Annotated in this window: 15 protein-coding genes and 1 tRNA gene; 12 read left to right on the forward strand and 4 right to left on the reverse strand. The window is 45.1% G+C overall.

Annotation, left to right across the window (positions count from 1 at the left end):
• Positions 1-13: 13 nt before the first annotated feature.
• Positions 14-2,839, forward strand: a complete 2,826-nt coding sequence (locus tag ACX5J7_RS14545; RefSeq protein ID WP_498707372.1) for an ATP-binding protein — start codon at positions 14-16, stop codon at positions 2,837-2,839.
• On the opposite strand, the gene nhaA is transcribed toward ACX5J7_RS14545, so the two are convergent.
• Entirely contained in the window at positions 2,801-4,075 is a 1,275-nt protein-coding gene (gene nhaA / locus ACX5J7_RS14550) for a Na+/H+ antiporter NhaA (RefSeq protein WP_498707373.1), read from the reverse strand. The genes ACX5J7_RS14545 and nhaA overlap by 39 nt on opposite strands.
• Before the next feature lie 277 nt (positions 4,076-4,352).
• Here nhaA and purE point away from each other — a divergent pair, with 277 nt between their 5' ends.
• The 6 genes from purE (at position 4,353) to ACX5J7_RS14580 (ending at position 8,735) form a co-directional block, all read left to right on the forward strand.
• Complete coding sequence (gene purE / locus ACX5J7_RS14555; RefSeq protein WP_012517079.1) at positions 4,353-4,847, forward strand: 5-(carboxyamino)imidazole ribonucleotide mutase; 495 nt, start codon at positions 4,353-4,355, stop codon at positions 4,845-4,847.
• Positions 4,844-5,980, forward strand: a complete 1,137-nt coding sequence (locus tag ACX5J7_RS14560) for a 5-(carboxyamino)imidazole ribonucleotide synthase (RefSeq protein WP_498707374.1) — start codon at positions 4,844-4,846, stop codon at positions 5,978-5,980. Before purE ends, ACX5J7_RS14560 begins: the two co-directional genes overlap by 4 nt.
• Positions 5,981-6,040: 60 nt before the next feature.
• A tRNA-Thr gene (locus ACX5J7_RS14565) sits at positions 6,041-6,116 on the forward strand.
• 65 nt (positions 6,117-6,181) lie between these two features.
• A complete protein-coding gene (locus tag ACX5J7_RS14570; RefSeq protein WP_348681459.1) occupies positions 6,182-6,724 on the forward strand; it encodes a copper chaperone PCu(A)C in 543 nt (180 codons plus the stop codon).
• Between the two features lie 186 nt (positions 6,725-6,910).
• A complete protein-coding gene (locus tag ACX5J7_RS14575; RefSeq protein ID WP_020742791.1) occupies positions 6,911-7,384 on the forward strand; it encodes a Dps family protein in 474 nt (157 codons plus the stop codon).
• A 181-nt stretch (positions 7,385-7,565) separates the two neighbouring features.
• Positions 7,566-8,735 (forward strand): PQQ-dependent sugar dehydrogenase, encoded by a 1,170-nt coding sequence (locus tag ACX5J7_RS14580; protein WP_020742792.1) that lies wholly within the window; start codon positions 7,566-7,568, stop codon positions 8,733-8,735.
• A gap of 54 nt (positions 8,736-8,789) precedes the next feature.
• Here ACX5J7_RS14580 and ACX5J7_RS14585 read toward each other — a convergent pair whose 3' ends face one another.
• Together ACX5J7_RS14585 and ACX5J7_RS14590 are read right to left on the reverse strand one after the other, a co-directional pair.
• Positions 8,790-10,904, reverse strand: a complete 2,115-nt coding sequence (locus ACX5J7_RS14585; protein ID WP_498707375.1) for a S9 family peptidase — start codon at positions 10,902-10,904, stop codon at positions 8,790-8,792.
• A 190-nt stretch (positions 10,905-11,094) separates the two neighbouring features.
• Positions 11,095-11,427 carry an Mpo1-like protein gene (locus ACX5J7_RS14590; protein ID WP_012517085.1) on the reverse strand — a complete coding sequence of 111 codons (333 nt, stop codon included), beginning with the start codon at positions 11,425-11,427 and terminating at the stop codon, positions 11,095-11,097.
• Positions 11,428-11,623: 196 nt separating this feature from the next.
• On the opposite strand from ACX5J7_RS14590, the gene trxA reads away from it, so the two are divergent.
• A complete protein-coding gene (gene trxA, locus ACX5J7_RS14595; RefSeq protein WP_012517086.1) occupies positions 11,624-12,493 on the forward strand; it encodes a thioredoxin in 870 nt (289 codons plus the stop codon).
• 55 nt (positions 12,494-12,548) lie between these two features.
• On the opposite strand, the gene ACX5J7_RS14600 is transcribed toward trxA, so the two are convergent.
• A complete protein-coding gene (locus ACX5J7_RS14600) occupies positions 12,549-12,974 on the reverse strand; it encodes a hypothetical protein (RefSeq protein WP_012517087.1) in 426 nt (141 codons plus the stop codon).
• Positions 12,975-13,249: 275 nt separating this feature from the next.
• On the opposite strand from ACX5J7_RS14600, the gene ACX5J7_RS14605 reads away from it, so the two are divergent.
• The 4 genes from ACX5J7_RS14605 to ACX5J7_RS14620 all read left to right on the forward strand — a co-directional run bounded on the left by ACX5J7_RS14605 (position 13,250) and on the right by ACX5J7_RS14620 (position 17,986).
• Positions 13,250-14,428, forward strand: coding sequence for an aminotransferase class V-fold PLP-dependent enzyme (locus tag ACX5J7_RS14605; RefSeq protein ID WP_498707376.1), 1,179 nt, complete (start codon positions 13,250-13,252; stop codon positions 14,426-14,428).
• Between the two features lie 33 nt (positions 14,429-14,461).
• Entirely contained in the window at positions 14,462-14,644 is a 183-nt protein-coding gene (locus tag ACX5J7_RS14610; protein WP_012517089.1) for a DUF2065 domain-containing protein, read from the forward strand.
• Between the two features lie 306 nt (positions 14,645-14,950).
• Entirely contained in the window at positions 14,951-16,249 is a 1,299-nt protein-coding gene (locus tag ACX5J7_RS14615) for an adenylosuccinate synthase (protein WP_012517090.1), read from the forward strand.
• 330 nt (positions 16,250-16,579) lie between these two features.
• Positions 16,580-17,986, forward strand: coding sequence for an aldehyde dehydrogenase family protein (locus ACX5J7_RS14620; RefSeq protein WP_012517091.1), 1,407 nt, complete (start codon positions 16,580-16,582; stop codon positions 17,984-17,986).
• Positions 17,987-17,990 lie beyond the last annotated feature (4 nt).

Raw genomic sequence — 17,990 nt, forward strand, 5'->3', positions numbered from 1 at the left:
CCGGAGACATGCGTTGAAATTAGATAGTCTTTCGTTTTCCTTCTCATGGTCTCTGGCATTTCAAGTCGTTATAGCGTGCTTGCTGGGTGTTGGCCTCAACGCGCTTCAAGCACCTTTTGACAGTACAGGTATAGCGATTTTCGGGGTAGGTGTTGCGGTTTATTCTTCACTCCGATTTTCTCCATTTATCTCGGTACCTTTGGCACTGATTATTAGTGTTCCTCTGTGGCTTAATCACGGCAGCATTGTAGGTAAGGAAAGCCTAACGCTGTTGCCAATAGTGCTTAGCTTATTCGGTTACAATAAGTCCTTAAAGCAAGTGATAAGGGTAGGGGCCGGGTTCTGGTCGGTCGTTTTTTTACCTATTTTGCTTTTAGAGCATTCGCTCTACAACGGCGACAACATCAATATGTTGTTCTCTGGTGTCTTAGTGACTTGGGTGAGTGGAGTATTTGGTTTAATCACGGGCCACTTTGCATACTTGGCGATACATGGTCTCAGACGCCAAACTTCAAATAAATCAGAACGGGTTACTCTTCACTTTCTTTTTGGCTACTTTTTTTCTGGGTGTTTCTTTGTAGCATCTATGGCAGTGATCTATCTGTCAGTAACCTTATTTCAGCACCAGCAAGAACGACAAATTCACAGTTACATGGCACAGCGTGTTGATGTGTTGGAGTTCCAACTTTCGAATTTTATTCGTCAGCATCAAAACGCGGTAACCAGCGCTGCGCAATTACTCTCTGGTGATGGTGGCGCGGTAAGTTTTGATAATGCGGCCACGACTAACCTAGCGGTATTAGCTTCACATAATCCCGAGTTTCTCACTTTTCTAATTGCCGATGAGAAGGGTGATATTACCCATGCTTATCCACCAAGTATGCTGGAAAAGGCCCGTGAAAGTGGCGTTCCGAATGTCGCTTATAGGCCATACTTTTATGAAGCCATGCAGTCAGGCAGCCCCTTTATCTCTAATGTGTTTCAAGGTAGAGGGTTTGGCAACGACCCAATTATTGCCTTATCTGCCCCCATATTAGATAGCAAGGGAGTGTCTAAAGGAATCATTGAAGGGTCATTATCTTTAAAGAGTTTTTCTGCCATTGACAGTTTGAGCATAAATGGTTTTTTGATGCTAATAGAGGATCAAAAAGGTGAAGTTATTTATGCCTCTGAAGCGCTTGAAATAAAGCCGTTAACGAAGGCGCCATTTTACCATTGTGAGCCCAATTGCGCCGTCGAAGTGGAAAATGGCCCTCAGAATAAGAATTGGCTAAGGTTCGCTGAAAACGTGTCCTTTGCCAATTGGAAGGTTAGCTATTACTTCGATAAGCGCCTGTTGCTGATGTCTATGAGCGGCTACTTGCTGAAAGACTTATTGCTGCTGTTAGCACTATCTGCATTTGGTACGTTTACTGGCTATGTGGTGGCAAAAATGGTGGGCGCCCCCATTCGTCGGCTTATTCGCTATATTGCTGCCTTTAACCCAGAGAAAAGAGGGGGTGAAAAAGCACCGCAACGTGCCCTGCATATACAAGAGTTATCTTCATTAAGCGATGAGTTTATGCATTTAGAATCTCGCTTACTCAATGCTTTTGAAGAGCTAAAAAGTGCTAAGGAAGTAGAGCAAGCACTCAATGTTGAGCTTGGCGAATTGAACCAGTCTTTAGAAGCCCGTATTGCCGAAAAAACCGATCATTTGGCAAAGGCGCTTAAAGAAGCCGAAGCAGCAAATGTGGCGAAAACACAGTTTTTAGCGAATATGAGCCACGAAATTAGAACGCCCATGAACGGCATTATCGGTTCTTGCGAATTAATGTTAGACAGCGAGTTGCCAGAGCATGTCGCAGCAAGAGCTAAAGTCATCTCCCGTTCGGCCGCCAATCTATTGATGATCCTCGATAGCATTTTAGATTATTCCAAAATCGAGTCGGGGAAAATGCGCATTGATATACAAAGCTGCGCCATTCGCGAGTTGCTTGAATCATCATGTGAACTTTATCGGCATTCTGCAAAGGCTAAAGAATATGACATTCATTTGAATGTGGATAGCGGTGTGCCAAAAGTCTTAGATATCGACGCAGGAAAGATTAGCCAGATAATTAATAACCTATTGAGCAACGCGGTGAAATTCACGAGCGAAGGAAGCGTTTCGGTTAACGTAAGCTATGCGCATCACGCCCTTAAGGTAGTGGTTTCCGATACGGGGGTAGGTATTGCGCCAGAAAAATTAGATCTAATCTTTGAACAGTTTGAGCAAGCCGACTCGACCACAACGCGACACTTTGGTGGTACCGGATTGGGCTTACCCATTTCAAAGGGCTTAATCGAATTGCTCGACGGACAACTTTTTGTGGAAAGCGAATTGGGTAAAGGTACGCGCTTTACGTTTCACATTCCTGCCGCTGTGGGCAAAGAAGAAGAGCATGAGCCGGACGTTGACATCGTTGACGTAAAGCCTAGTCTGCCAACTAACCTAAAAGTGCTGTTAGCTGAAGACAATGATATTAATGCAGAGATTGCCATGGATATGTTAAAGACGGCCAATATCAAGTGCATTAGAACGAAGAATGGGCTTGATACGATTAACGCGGAAAAGAAGTATGACTTTGATGTTATTTTAATGGATTGTCAGATGCCGGTAATGGACGGTTATGCAGCAACAACGCTTATTCGTAAAGAAGGGAAAAATAAAGATGCGATTATCATCGCACTTACTGCCAACGTGTTTGCAGAAGACAAAAATGCCTGCTTAGCAGCAGGCATGAATGCACATTTAAGTAAGCCTCTTAGTAAGCAGGCTTTATTTGACTGTATTGCCGGTGAGCTTGCTCGCGTTTGATGCTACATCGGTATCGTCAACAGGCGCGTCACTTACAAGTCGAAGCACTATGTAGCCGAGCAGTGCCGATACTAACGAACCTGATAATATACCCACTCGCTCATCGAATATCTGATTGATGCCTGTTTGCGCAAATGCGAGGCCGCCAATAAATAAACTCATCGTAAAGCCCACGCCGCACAGAAGTGCACAGCCATAGATGTGTTTAAAGTTGAGGTCTTTTGGTAATTTTGCCAGCTTGAGCTTAACCATGAGGTAGCAAAACCCAAAGACACCGATTTGTTTACCCACTACTAGGCCTAAAAATATGCCGAAAGTCACGGGGTGAAAAATACCTTCCGGGCTAATATTCCCAAAGCTAATACCTGCATTTGCAAACGCAAACAAGGGAAGGATTGCAAAGCTTACTAAGCCATTAAGCCCGTGCTCTAAGCGCGTAACCGGCGAATAAGATTCATCTTTTTCATCGCGCATGGGGATAAAGCCCGCAAGCACTACACCGGCTAGTGTCGCGTGCACGCCAGACTTAAGCATGGCGACCCACAATATCACGCCCACAAAGACGTAAGCAGGTATATCTACCACATTGCGTTTATTCATTTGCCACAGTAATAACAAACAACCAGCGGCAATGGCCAGCGCGCCTGTGGTAATGTTTTCGGTGTAAAACAGGGCAATTATCACAATGGCGCCAATGTCATCGATAATGGCAAGCGTGACCAAAAATACTTTAAGGCTTGTGGGTACGCGACTGCCTAACAGCGCTAAAATCCCCAAAGCAAACGCAATATCTGTGGCTGCAGGAATCGCCCACCCAGCAATAGCAACTGGGTTCTCCCAGTTAATGCCCACATAGATTAAAGCGGGTAATGCCATACCACCTATTGCGCCAGCGGCAGGCAGTACAATATCTTTGGGGTTGGCGAGTTCACCCTCGCACACTTCCCGTTTCAGCTCTAAGCCAACGTGAAAAAAGAACACAGCCATAAGGCCGTCATTAATCCACAGCAACAAGGGCTTATCGATTGCCCACGTACCCGCTGATATTTGAACGGGCATGCTTATCAGCTGGTCATAAATCACATCTAAGGGCGAGTTGGCAATGATAAGTGCCAACAGAGTGGCCCCCATAAGCAGTATGCCGGGAGCTGCCTCACGATTTAGGAAGTCAGATACCACATCTTGTACCTCTTCTATTACCTCGTCGAGTACGTCAGGTTCATGTTTATCTGTCATCAATAACCTCTTACGCCTTGCTATTTAATTGCAAAATTTTAAACGCGCCTCGTGCAACGCAAAACATGCAATTTAGGCCAACTTTTTATGTAAATTAATTATCGTTAATACGGGCATTATTAACGGGATAGATCACCTCAAAGTGGTGTGGCGAAAATCAAAAGCTTAGCGATGGGTACTGTATTTGGCGGCATTTACGGTGGGATTTTGAACGGTTTTACGCTACAATCGCGGCCTTTCCAAAGTTGACCATTTTACCTACCCCGAGGATCTCTAGATGGCAAAAGTCGCGATTGTTATGGGTTCAACTTCAGACTGGCCTACTATGCAGCAGGCCGCAAAAATGCTGAAGTCGTTTGGTGTTGAATTTGAAGCGAAGGTGGTGTCGGCACATCGTACACCCAATTTGCTAGTAGAGTTTGCAGAGCATGCCGCTGATGAAGGTTTCAGCGCTATTATTGCTGGCGCAGGTGGTGCAGCGCATTTACCCGGTATGATTGCCGCGCATACACACTTACCTGTGTTCGGCTGCCCGGTTAAATCAAAAGCGTTAAACGGTTTAGATTCATTGCTTTCTATCGTTCAAATGCCTAAGGGCGTGGCGGTTGGAACATTGGCCATTGGTGAGGCCGGCGCGGCAAATGCGGGTCTTCTAGCTGCGCAGGTTGTTGCATTGCAAGATGAAAATGTTCGAGATGCAGTTATCGCCTTTAGAAAATCTCAAACCGATACAGTGCTGGCATCAAGTAACACATTGGAGCTAGATGAATGAGAGTAGTCGTTTACGGCGCAGGCCAACTTGCTCAAATGATGTACCTGGCGGGAAGCCCCTTAGGTATTGAGGTTCAAGCTGTGGACGTAAACAGCGATTCCGTTGTACATCCAGTCAGCAAATCAACGTTAGACACTACGCTTGCACAAGCCATCGAAGACGCAGACGCATTGACAGTAGAATTTGAACACGTTCCTGAAAGGTTACTTGAAGAGGCGGCGAAGACGAATAAGTTGATGCCTAATATCGACAGTATCTTAGTAGGCGCTGACCGGGTTCGTGAGAAAAAACTGCTTGAAAGTATGCAGGTGGCTAACTGCGAGCACAAGATAGTGACGGATCTTTCACAGCTTGACGATTGCGTAAAGCAACTTGGCAGCAAGTTGATCTTAAAAGCAAGCCGCGATGGATACGATGGATACGGTCAGTGGCGTTTAACCGATGAGGCTGAATTACCGGCGCTTAAGCGTTCACTTCAGGGTCTAGACCTTGTAACCGTGCCTTTAGTGGTCGAAAAAATGGTAGCTTTTGACAGAGAGCTTTCTCTTATCGGTGTGCGCAATGCCGATGGCGACGTACGAACCTATCCGCTAGCAGAAAATTTACACCATCAAGGTCAACTGCATGTATCCGTTGCGCCAGCTACAAATGTCGACGACGCGTTGCAAGCTCAGGCTCACGATATTTTTGTGAAACTTGCCGACGGCATGGATTATGTTGGCGTATTAGCGGTAGAGCTGTTTCAAGTGGGAAACAAGCTATTAGTGAATGAACTTGCACCTCGGGTGCACAACTCTGGGCACTGGAGCCAGTCAGGCGCCGTAACCAGCCAGTTTGAAAATCACTTACGAGCCGTGTGTGGTTTACCCCTTGGCGATACATCAGCCATTGGCCCAAGCGCGATGGTTAACATCATAGGTTGCAGTAGCTTCTCACGCGACTTACTCAGCATTGATGGTAGTCATCTTCACTGGTACGGGAAATCTGTACGAGAGAAGCGCAAAATGGGACACATTAACGTCACCACAAATAGTTATGAAAGTTTAGGTGAAAAGCTCATGGCATTGAGTAATTATTTGCCGCTTGAGTACTTCCCGAAATTAGTTAGCGAGGCAACGCGATTAAAAGGTTGACACCCACGCGTTTATCGCTAGAATACGCATCCGCTGCTTAAGGCAGCGGGTTTATAGTGTGCCGACTTAGCTCAGTTGGTAGAGCAACTGACTTGTAATCAGTAGGTCGCCAGTTCGATTCCGGCAGTCGGCACCATTTCCCTTTTTTCCCATGCCATTCCCACGTACACTAGTTCTGAACATTCATTCGGAGCGCACTGTATGTCATTTTTTTTCAAATCGCTAAAACCGTTATTTATCGTCACAGGCTTATTATCTTTAAGCTTATCTGCGCTTTTTAGTGCTCACGCTAATGAGCACGAAAACAAACATCAACATGACAAGCAGCATGCACACAATGAGCACGCTGACGTAATGGTAATGAACGGTTACGCCAGAGCAACATTTGCCTTAGCAAAAACCGGTGCGGTGTACTTTACTTTGCATAACCAAAGCGACAGCGACAAAACCCTTGTTTCAGTGTCGGTGGCTAAAGAGGTCGCAGACGAAGCGCAAATTCACACGACCGTTATGGAAGGCGACATGATGAAAATGCGCGAGCTAACGGAAGGTGTAAAGATCAAGCCCGGTGAAATGGTGGCGTTTAAATCAGGCGGAAACCACATAATGCTACTAGGGTTAACAAAGGGATTGGCAGAAGGAAGTAATATTCCCATCACGTTATCGTTTGATAATGGGAGTGAACTCAAGCTGGTATTACCCGTCAAAAAAGACGAAGCAAAAGGGCATCACCACCATCATTAATAAAGCTGTCGATATAGAGGGCGAGTTACTCATCGATAATTGCGATGAGCACAATTAACTAAACCGTTAATCTAAATCAAAATTTCTGTAGTATTATTAAGTTATATTGTTTAGGTTCAAATATTGTACGGTCAACGAACTGGCCAATTCAAAACCTAAAAAGGTTTTAACGAAAAGGAGTGTGACATGAGCAAGATTGATATTGGTATTTCTGAGAGCGATCGTAACGCAGTAGCAGAAGGCCTTAAGAAGTTATTGGCTGATTCTTACACCTTATACTTGCAAACGCATAACTTTCACTGGAACGTAGAAGGTCCTCAGTTCCGTGAATTACACCTAATGTTTGAAGAGCATTATACTGAGCTTGCTGAAGCCGTGGATGAAATTGCAGAGCGTATTCGTACTTTAGGTGTTTCTGCACCAGGTACGTATAAGTCTTTTTCAGAGCTTAGCTCAATTGAAGAAGTAGAAGGTGTACCAGAAGCAACTGAAATGGTTCGCTTACTTACACATGGCCACGAGCAAGTTGTAAAAACCTGTCGCGAGTCATTAAAGCTAGCACAGGACGCAGACGATGAGTCATCAGCTGCTTTAATTGGCGACCGTATGCGAGTGCATGAAAAAACAGCTTGGATGCTTCGCGCGACACTGCCGAAATAACGTAAAAAGTAATTTTCGATCGTAGTTAATCGGGTTTATACGCTTATTTCTTGCTTAATCGCATGAAAGCGTGGATATAACACAAAGGGTACAGCAGCGCTGTGCCCTTTTTTGTATACTAGGCCGCTAAACAGAAACGCACGCTAAAAATAAAAACCGAATAAACACCGAGGCCCCAGCGATGAAATCATCAATTAGCGCGGTATTAAAGCGCAATCTAACGAGCACGTTAACCCGCTCTATTACCTGTGCATTAGCACTATCTGCAAGCCAGTCTCTTTTTGCTCACGAAGGCCATGAGCACGGTATTACCGACGAAAATATTACGGTAACCACCCTTGCTGAAGGGCTAGAACACCCCTGGGGGATGACCTTTCTGCCTAATGGCGACATGTTGGTCACAGAGCGCGCAGGGGGTATTCAGCGACTGACAAAAGACGGGAAGTTGTCAGGACGGTTAGCGAACGTGCCCAGGGTAGTAGCGCAAAATCAAGGCGGCATGCTTGATATCACTATCGACCCTGATTTTGCTAGCAACAACACCATTTACTTTTGTTTCAGCAAAGCCAGTGATGTAGAAGGTAAAACAGGTAGCAGCAGTAGTGTGGCAAAAGCCACGTTAACGAATACGGGGCTAGAAGATGTCAACGTGATATTTAGCGCCGATTCTATTGTTGATAACGGATTTCACTTTGGTTGTCGCCTAGAATTTGATGCCAATAAGTACCTATACGTTGCTATGGGCGATCGCTACAAATACATGAAGGAAGCGCAGAATACGGATAACCACTTTGGCAAAGTCGTGCGCATTAATCGCGATGGCAGCGCTGTAAAGGATAACCCGTTCACTGACGGCAACGCACCAGAAGTATTTAGCTATGGTCACCGCAATATCCAAGGCGTAACAATTCATCCTGACACCGGTGCTGTATGGGCAATGGAGCACGGTCCGAAAGGCGGTGACGAAATTAATATATTGGAAAATGGCGCGAACTACGGCTGGCCTGAAATTACCTATGGCATTGACTACAGCGGTGACATCATTAGTGATAAAACGCACATGGACGGCATGAAGCAGCCTTGGGTATATTGGGACCCATCCATAGCACCAAGTGGATTAACTTTCTACCAAGGCGATATGTTTAAAGAGTGGAATGGTGATGTGCTGGTTGGTTCTTTGAAGTTCACTCACCTTCGCCGCATTCACGTAGCAGACGGTAAGCCGGGCGAGCAGTTTGAATATCTGCGTGACAACGGCGCACGTATTCGCGATGTGGAAGTTGGCCCTGAAGGTGCTATTTACCTGTTAACCGACGCTCCAAATGGCAAAGTGTTGAAGCTCACTAAGTAGCTTTATACCGAAACCAATAAAGGCGCCCTTAGGCGCCTTTAAATGGTGAATACACTATTTACCACCCTCATCTTTTTTATAGCGTTCAAACCACGCCATTATATTTCCTACTTTTTGTATTAAACGAGACGGACGGCTAGCAATACCGTGGGATGCACCAGGTATACGTACCATTGCCGCATCTATACCCTGCAGTTTCAACGCCTGATAATACTGTTCCGACTCACTTATCGGCGTTCGATAATCGGCTTCGCCGGTCAGTAGCATAGTTGGGGTAGTGACATTACCCACTAAGCTTAATGGGCTGCGTTTCCAAAGTTTATCAGCGATATTCCACGGCATATCCGCCATCCAGTATTGACTGAAAAACGGGTACGCGTCAGCGGTGAGTGCAAAGCTCACCCAATTGATAACGGGTTTAGCCACTACGGCAGCGCTGAAACGGTCGGTTTTACCAATAGACCAGGCTGTTAGCACACCGCCACCAGAGCCACCGGTAATAAATAGATTGTTAGCATCCACAAAGCCTTTATCAACGACTGCATCGACGACGTCCATAAGGTCGTTAAAGTCTTCCGAGGGATAGTTATGGTGAATGAGGTTGCCAAAGTCTTCACCGTAAGAGCTGCTGCCCCTTGGGTTCGACCAAACAACCACGTAACCCTGCGCCGCCATAAGCTGGACTTCCATCGCAAAATGGGGGCCATATGCGGCATGCGGTCCGCCGTGAATTTCTAAAATAAGCGGATACTTTTTACTACTATCAAAGCCGGGGGGTAAGGCCATCCATGCGTCAATAGGGCGCTCATCAACACTTGAAGCTACGGTGAGGTCTTGCACCTGCGCAAGCGCCTTATGACCCAAGGCGTCACTGTTCAAGTCGGTAAGTTTTGTGGCGCTTTTCCCTTTTCGATAAAGTGCTAAGTCGCCAGGCATGGTACGCGCTGCTGTTGTAAATACGATATCGTCTTTTTCGCTTAGGGCGAAGTCACCAGAGGTATAAGGGCGGCCAAAAGCTTGCCCACCAAGGGTAACGTCTAGCTTCTTAACCTTTCCTGTTAAGTTCACCGTTGCCAGCTTGGTTTCGCCATGATCAAGGTATGAAAACATCAGCCCTCGGCTGTCTTTACGCCACACAAACTTGCCCAAGCTTCTATCTAAAGATGAAGTGAGGCGCGTTATTTCACCGCTTTCTAGTTCAAGTACCAAAAGGTCACCGTTTTGATAAGAAAGCTTTCTATCATTTAGTTGGGTAAAAGCTAAATATTTACCATTTGGGCTTAACGTAGGTCTACTTTCAGGGCCCGCTATATCGGTAACCTGTTCAACCACTCCAGAGCTAACGTTGACCTTGTATATATCGCTAAACAGTGGGTTCAGCGCATAGTCTTCGCGCTGAGGTGAGGCAAAGTAAATCCAATCATTGTCTTTAGAAAAAGAAAGGGTACCGCCGCTAGGAAAGTGGCCTTTGGTCAACTGGCGCGGTGTACCACCATCAACAGGCAGCACATAGATTTGGTCGAAGCCTTCGCGCAAATAGCCTCTGCCATCGCCACGGTATTGAACGCTATCAATATACTTAGCGTTGTCTGCCCACTTTGCGCCCTTTGGCTTGCTCGGCATCGCGCTAAATAACGGCTTTTGTTTTTCTTCAGTAAATAACGTAAAGGCTAGGGCTTCACTGTCATGCGACCAGGTCAACTGACGAGGCGTTTCACTGGTGTTAGTTAAGCGCACCGACTGCATGGTATCTAAATAATAAAGATGTAGCTGAGCACGACCGTTTACCGATTTGGTATACGCCACCATTTTTCCATTTGGCGATAGCGTGGCTTGGGAAAGGTTTTCGTCTAAAGCGATAAACGGGCGGTGTTCACCTGTTTTTATGTTTACTTGCCACAGTCTGCTCTGCCGACTATCGGTCATAATATCCATGCTCTGGCGCGAATAAACCACGGTTTCTTTATCGATAAACTGCGGGCTGGCGACAAACTCTAGGTTGAATGTATCGTCGTAGGTGAGTGCATTAGCCGGTGAAGTATGGGTATCGGGTTGAGACCCTTGTAGTGCATTAGCTTGGCTAACACCCAAAAAGAGGAAAGATAATGCTGTTGAGGTTACCACCAGGCCTTTGCGAAAAGGGCGAGTGGAGAAACGTGACGCAAACATGACGGTTCCTTTATTATTGTTGTTGCGCGGGGCGCGATAGGTTAGGTATCTGTTACACTTAATTATTGAATTAATGGCATTGCCCTTCAACAGGGTACGCGACTAACCATATCGCTTTCGTTTCTTATATGTAAAGTATGTGCGGTAAAGCTTCCTATTTACATGTTAAAGCGAAATTTACGCTTTTGACTTACTCGCCCTTCAAACTGATTTTTCCAGTTAAGATGTCTTTAAACATCACCCAGTCGCCCATCAAGCTGTAAAGTGGGTGCTTGAACGTAGCGGGGCGGTTTTTTTCAAAAAAGAAGTGACCGACCCAAGCAAAGCCGTAACCTATAACAGGTATAAACCATAAAAGTGGCCAGTTAGCGGTATAAATTGCCAAAGCAATCACACCAATGACCAGCCATGAGCCAATAAAATGTAAGGTGCGGCAAGTTCCATCTTTATGTTCGTTTAAATAAAAAGGGTAAAACGCTTTAAATGAAGTGAAATGCGTGTTTTCGCTGGTTTGAGTCGTCATAAACCCCTCACGGAAAGGATGTGATATGTTAATTTTACATTAGGTTAACATTTTGTAGGGGTATTAATTGTCGCTAAAACGACAATGCGATGTTTCTATTCTGTCACAGTCAGTCTTATTCACTGACTACTAACCTTGTAATTTTAGCTCGACTGCCCCATATTCCTCACAATACAAGAAATTAAAGGCCTGCGTTATGGAAAATCTCGTTGCAAATAGCCAAGCAACTATTGTTGATATTACGGTAGAAAACTTTCAGCAAATCATAGTAGAGGCTTCTCAAGAGAAGCTGGTACTCATTGATTTTTGGGCTGACTGGTGTGAGTCGTGCAAAGATTTAATGCCTATTTTGGAAAAACTGGCCGGTGAATACAGCCAGCATCTAATATTGGCGAAAGTTGACTGTGAAGCGCAGCAAGAAGTAGCGGCGCAATTTGGTATCAGAAGCTTGCCTACAGTGATGGTAGTACAAAATGGTCAGCCAGTAGATGGCTTTGCTGGAGTGCAGCCTGAGCAGCAAATTCGAGAGATGCTAACAAAGTATCTGCCTAACCCTGAAGACGAGCTTCTCGCTACAGCAGGGAAAGCTATTCAGCAGGGAGAGTACGCCGAAGCATTGCCAGCAGCGAAAGAGGCACTTTCTCTTAATCCTGACAATGTAAACGCCAAGTACATGCTTATTGACTGCTACATTGAAACGGGGTCAATTGATACAGCAAAAGCACTGCTTGAGGATATTAAACTTGTTGACCAGGATTCACGGTATAAAAGCTTAGCGGGTAAAATTGAACTTGCAGAGCAAGCGGCAGATACGCCTGAAATTAGACAGCTTCAAGCTGCTGTTGAAGCAAACCCTGACGATCTTCAGCTTAAAATTGATTTAGCGATACAGCTACAGCAAGCGAATAAAGCACAAGACGCGCTAGCGCTGCTTTATAGCGTATTAAAAACAGAGTTAGGGTTTGGTGACGCTAGAAAGCTAATGATGGATATGATGAATGCGTTAGCAGATGGTGATCCGCTTAAATCCGAGTATCGCCGAAAAGTATATAGCCTGCTTTACTAAATAGACTTACTACTGCTTACAGCTATTGAATGCGCAACTGGCGACGTGAAAAGAACTAGGTGTTGGTAATAGGGGAAAACCCTTCTTTATGTAGCCAATTAAGCGCTTCAAAGTACTTTCGAAAGTATTCGCGCTCATAGTTTTTCCCTTTAAAATCGCGAGCCCTAGAAGGATGGGTTCGCTCTAACTGGGCGCGTTTTACCATTCCGCTATCTAAAACATACGCAGAGCGGGTTAAACCGTGTTCAATATTTACTTTGATTGAATCCGCTAAACGGGTTTGGCATTCAATGGTTGAGAGAACCCAGCGTCGTCCGTCCATCAAGGCTGCCCACGGTTCGCCATTGAAGCTACCGATAAGGTCGTGCATTTCTTCGATGAAGAACTCGGTGGTTTTCAAGTTCCACGCGCCTGTCGCAAACACTTCAAGCACATTACCTGAAATGTCCAGCGAGTAATTTCCGTATTTAGGGAAACGCATAAAATACCTTTTATGTTTGTCTTGGTGGTGTCGAGGATATCTACTCTCTCAAAAAACGACATCTACTTATAAGGTTATAGCAGAGTTATTTAAATTTGCACCCGGTCGGCAGCTATAAGAAATACCACTAAGCACACTAAATTGGGCAAAAGTATTTACACTTAATTTGTAAATAAATGTGATGGCCCGCTGCTAGATTCATGCGTAAAAAGCAGAAGTTTGATAGTGTTTAGTCGACTTTTATATTTGATACGGTTTTCACAGTGGTAATGACCATGGCATATCAGCAATTTTACTCAGGTTTTCTTAACGCGAACAAAAACAAACAACATTATGCTTGTCACAGTCATTATTTTTGGCCTGACTGCACACGCGACGCAATGCTAGCGTACTGGGATGATAGCGCTAAATACGTAGATGCAAAGTGGGGATATTTTTTTGAAACTCTAGTGCCAGAATTGCAGCAGCGCATAAGTCGTATTCTTAATACCGGCGCGCCTCAGCAAATTGTATTTGCGCCCAATACGCACGAGTTGCTCTATCGAATAATGAGTTGTATTGATAGTCGTACTCCATACAAAGTGGTCTCAACAGACAGTGAATTTCACAGCTTTCAACGTCAAGCTAGCCGAATGCAAGAGCAAGGTTTGATAGAGTTAGTGACGGTTCCGACTAAACCTTATGCTACGTTTACTTCACGCTTTAAAGCTGCCATAGCCGAGCACAATCCCGAACTTGTCTTTTTTAGTCAGGTTTTCTTTAACTCTGGATATGTGGTGGATGATGTTTCAGGCATTGTGAATAGCGTTTTAAATGACAACACCATCATAGTGGTCGATGGCTACCATGGCTTCATGGCGAAGCCTACTGACTTGGCTGACATCGCGCATCGTGCCTTTTATTTGTCCGGCAGTTATAAGTATGCACAGGCGGGAGAAGGCGCCTGCTTTGCTCATGTGCCTATTGTGTGTAATTTAAGGCCCGTTTACACAGGCTGGTTCGCTGAGTTTGGTGAACTGGACAAGCCTCGTAACACTGGGGGGCAAGAAAGCGTGCAGTACAGTGTAGATGGAATGCGTTTCGCCGGCGCAACCATGGACTTCACGTCATTATATAGGCTGAGAGCCGTGCTTCGCATGTTTGAAGAAAACGATATCAGCGTTGAGACAATTGACACCTATGTGATGGCAATGCAGCGTGCGTTTTTAGATAAACTTGCAGCGTGTAATCACCCGTTGCTTAACGAGCAGCATTTAGCCGTTAGCGATGCATCTAACAGGGGACATTTTCTTACTTTTGAACTCGATGACGCTAACATTACAAAGGCGCTGGCATTAACGCTTAAAGCTAACGATATTCTTACCGACTATCGCGGTAACCGTTTACGGTTTGGCTTTGGCCTTTACCACACTAGCGACTATATCGATTTGTCCGCCCTATCAAAAATGGCATAAAAACTTTGCTCACACACAATAGAGGATTGCTTCATGGAGTGGCTTTTACCCGCTTTTGCATTAGTGTTAATAATTGAGGGAATCGGCCCACTTCTTTTTCCTAACAAATGGCGCAACTATTTACTGCAAATAAGCCAGCAACCAAGTAATCAACTTCGCCAAATTGGAGGTGCGCTGGTCATCATTGGCGCGTTACTGCTGTTTTATTTTAGCTAAATGGCCGCTGCGTAACGTGGCGGTAAGCGGGTATTTTGCTGAAAATAATAGAGGCAATTGATAGACCGTTTGTTCAGGTTTTCAGTAGCACTGTAAATGGAATGCTTTATAAATTAGCATTTTAGACTGCTTTTTGAATTACGTTAAACACCAAGTAGCATTAGATTACGTTTACTGCATGTTATAAAACCTAGTGTACGTATCAAAAATAAAATTTAAATAGTCGCATTTTTGTTCGAAAAAAGGGGTGATCCTAGCCCTATAATTTTGTAGAATCCCCGCCTAATTTTCTTACACATATGATTCATGGCAAAGAACGTTGTGGTACTCGGCACTCAATGGGGTGACGAGGGTAAAGGCAAGGTCGTAGACCTACTCACTGATCGCGCAAAATATGTTGTTCGCTACCAAGGCGGGCACAATGCAGGTCACACTCTAGTAATCGACGGTGAAAAAACCGTACTTCACTTAATCCCATCAGGCATCCTACGCGATAATGTTACCTGTATTATTGGTAACGGTGTTGTGCTTAGCCCTGACGCACTAATGAAAGAAATGACTATGCTTGAAGAGCGTGGCGTTCCTGTGCGCGAGCGATTAAAGATTAGTGAAGCTTGTCCGCTTATTCTTCCTTATCACATTGCACTAGACGTAGCGCGCGAAAAAGCCCGTGGCGCAAAAGCAATTGGTACGACCGGTCGTGGTATCGGCCCGGCATATGAAGATAAAGTAGCCCGTCGCGGTTTGCGTGTTGGCGACTTATTTAACGCGGAAGACTTCGCAGCCAAGCTAAAAGAAGTACTAGACGTACATAACTTCACGCTTACGCAATACTATGGCGAAGAAGCTGTAGACTTCGAAGAAACCTTAAACGGTGCGATGGAAGTTGCTGACATTCTTAAAGCCATGGTGGTTGATGTCACCGACGAGCTAGATAAAGCGCATAAAGCTGGCCTTCCAATTATGTTTGAAGGTGCACAAGGTACGCTGCTAGACATCGATCACGGTACGTATCCTTATGTGACGTCTTCAAATACTACCGTGGGTGGCGTAGCAACAGGTGCAGGCTTCGGCCCACTTAAGCTAGATTACGTATTAGGTATTGTTAAAGCCTACACCACACGTGTGGGCTCAGGTCCTTTCCCCACTGAGCTTGATTGTGAAGTAGGTCAACATTTAGGTGTTAAAGGTCACGAGTTTGGCGCAACCACAGGCCGTAAACGCCGTACTGGTTGGTTCGATGCAGTCGCAATGAAGCGTGCAGTACAAATAAACTCTATCACCGGGTTCTGCCTAACTAAGCTTGACGTGCTAGACGGCCTTGAAAGCCTTCAAATTTGTGTTGGCTACAAAGACGCAGATGGTAACGTGAAAGACGTGCCTCCAATGGCCGCCGACGGTTACGATAAAGTAACGCCAGTTTATGAAGAAATGCCGGGCTGGACAGACAACACCTTTGGTGTAACTGAGTTTGAAGGGCTTCCACAAGCAGCGAAAAACTACATCAAGCGTCTTGAAGAGCTAACAGGTGTGCCAGTTGATATCGTTTCGACAGGCCCTGATAGAAACGAAACTATCGTTTTACGTAGCCCATACGACGCGTAATAGCGCCATCGTAATACCTTTAAAAGCCCAGTGTTCACTGGGCTTTTTTGATTCTCTTGGCTGCTTCTTTTGCGCTTTCCTATTCGCTATTCCTATCACTTCGCGTATGTGTTCGGCGCCTGCACTTTATATATAGAGATATGAATGTGCATGTGTCTTATTGCGCGTTGTGCACTTTCGCATTAAACATTAATTAACAATTTTGTTGCGTTGCTCGCGAACATCCCTATTAATATAAGATAGTATCAGTTAATAAATACGCTGCTATTCCTGCGAAAGAGTTTGATATGTGAATCAATCTTACGTGGGTTACGCTATTGGAGCCTTCTTATGCCAAATAGACCTTCTCTTCACGCCGTTGAATCAAGCGTATGCTTTGTTGACGTTGTTCACAAACTTAACGACAGTTTCGATACAGGGAAAACCCAGTCCCTTGAGTGGCGTAAAAGCCAGTTAAAGGCATTAGAAAATTTACTGAAAGACAATCAGCACGACATCTTACAGGCCCTTAAAAACGACTTGGGCAAATGTAAGACCGAAGCTATGGTGGCTGAACAAGGTTTCCTGCTTTCTGATATTAAGCATACGCTTAAGCACTTGGGCAAATGGGCCAAGCCTCGCAAGGTGTCTACACCCATGGTGGCATGGCCGGGTAAGAGCTTTCGAAAGCCTGAGCCCCTTGGTACTGTGCTTATTATAGGGGCGTGGAACTATCCACTACAGCTATTACTTGCCCCTTATATCGCCGCTATTGCAGCGGGTAACTGTGCGGTATTAAAACCTTCCGAACTGGCTGAAGAAACCTCGTCGCTGGTGGCTAAACTTATTCCTCAATATATGGATACTTCATGTGTAGCGGTTATTGAAGGCGGTAAAGACGAAGCCACGGCGCTGCTTGCGTGTAAATGGGATCATATTTTCTACACCGGTGGCGAAGCCGTAGGAAAAATAGTGATGAATGCTGCAGCTAGGCACCTCACTCCCGTTACATTAGAGCTTGGCGGTAAAAGCCCATGTTTTGTGGATAAAGATACTAACCTTACGGTTACGGCGCGTCGTTTAGTGTGGGGTAAATGGATGAATGCGGGGCAAACCTGTATTGCCCCTGACTATGTCATTGTAGAAAAAGACTTTGAGCAAAAGTTTATTGAAGCGGTTAAAAAAGAGCTTAAAAAGCAATATGGCAAAAAGCCGCTATTGTCACGAGATTACGGCAATATAATAAATCATCGTCACTTAAAGCGCCTAGAGAGCTATCTTGAAAATGTAAACGTGGTGTATGGCGGCGAGCTAGATGAAGCGCGCCCTGCGATGGCGCCCACCCTTGTACTAGAGCCATCGCTTGATAGCCCGTTGATGAAAGAAGAAATCTTTGGCCCAATTCTGCCTATCATCACGGTAGATAACATGGACGCGGGCATTAAGCTTGTTAACAGTAGGCCCAAGCCACTCGCGCTTTATGCCTTTAGCGACAAAGACAGTGTACTAGATAACATCATCAGTAAAACCAGTTCTGGTAGTGTATGTACTAACGACACTATGCTGTTTATGACTAACCCCGAGTTACCGTTTGGTGGTGTGGGTAATAGCGGCATGGGAAGCTACCATGGTCAAGCAGGGTTTGATACATTTAGCCATATCAAAACCATAATGAAGCGTTCTTTTGCGTTAGACGTGTTCTTTAGGTATGCGCCGTTTTCAAAGTTTAAGCTATCGTTGCTTAAGAAGTTTTTATAACAGG

It is taken from the genome of Alteromonas infernus (assembly GCF_902705815.1).

Excerpts from the sequence above, each read along its gene's own strand:
- nhaA (WP_498707373.1), bottom strand. The coding sequence starts at position 4,075 with ATGACAGATAAACATGAACCTGACGTACTCGACGAGGTAATAGAAGAG.
- purE (WP_012517079.1), top strand. The coding sequence starts at position 4,353 with ATGGCAAAAGTCGCGATTGTTATGGGTTCAACTTCAGACTGGCCTACT.
- ACX5J7_RS14560 (WP_498707374.1), top strand. The coding sequence starts at position 4,844 with ATGAGAGTAGTCGTTTACGGCGCAGGCCAACTTGCTCAAATGATGTAC.
- ACX5J7_RS14570 (WP_348681459.1), top strand. The coding sequence starts at position 6,182 with ATGTCATTTTTTTTCAAATCGCTAAAACCGTTATTTATCGTCACAGGC.
- ACX5J7_RS14575 (WP_020742791.1), top strand. The coding sequence starts at position 6,911 with ATGAGCAAGATTGATATTGGTATTTCTGAGAGCGATCGTAACGCAGTA.
- ACX5J7_RS14580 (WP_020742792.1), top strand. The coding sequence starts at position 7,566 with ATGAAATCATCAATTAGCGCGGTATTAAAGCGCAATCTAACGAGCACG.
- ACX5J7_RS14585 (WP_498707375.1), bottom strand. The coding sequence starts at position 10,904 with ATGTTTGCGTCACGTTTCTCCACTCGCCCTTTTCGCAAAGGCCTGGTG.
- ACX5J7_RS14590 (WP_012517085.1), bottom strand. The coding sequence starts at position 11,427 with ATGACGACTCAAACCAGCGAAAACACGCATTTCACTTCATTTAAAGCG.
- trxA (WP_012517086.1), top strand. The coding sequence starts at position 11,624 with ATGGAAAATCTCGTTGCAAATAGCCAAGCAACTATTGTTGATATTACG.
- ACX5J7_RS14600 (WP_012517087.1), bottom strand. The coding sequence starts at position 12,974 with ATGCGTTTCCCTAAATACGGAAATTACTCGCTGGACATTTCAGGTAAT.
- ACX5J7_RS14605 (WP_498707376.1), top strand. The coding sequence starts at position 13,250 with ATGGCATATCAGCAATTTTACTCAGGTTTTCTTAACGCGAACAAAAAC.
- ACX5J7_RS14610 (WP_012517089.1), top strand. The coding sequence starts at position 14,462 with ATGGAGTGGCTTTTACCCGCTTTTGCATTAGTGTTAATAATTGAGGGA.
- ACX5J7_RS14615 (WP_012517090.1), top strand. The coding sequence starts at position 14,951 with ATGGCAAAGAACGTTGTGGTACTCGGCACTCAATGGGGTGACGAGGGT.
- ACX5J7_RS14620 (WP_012517091.1), top strand. The coding sequence starts at position 16,580 with ATGCCAAATAGACCTTCTCTTCACGCCGTTGAATCAAGCGTATGCTTT.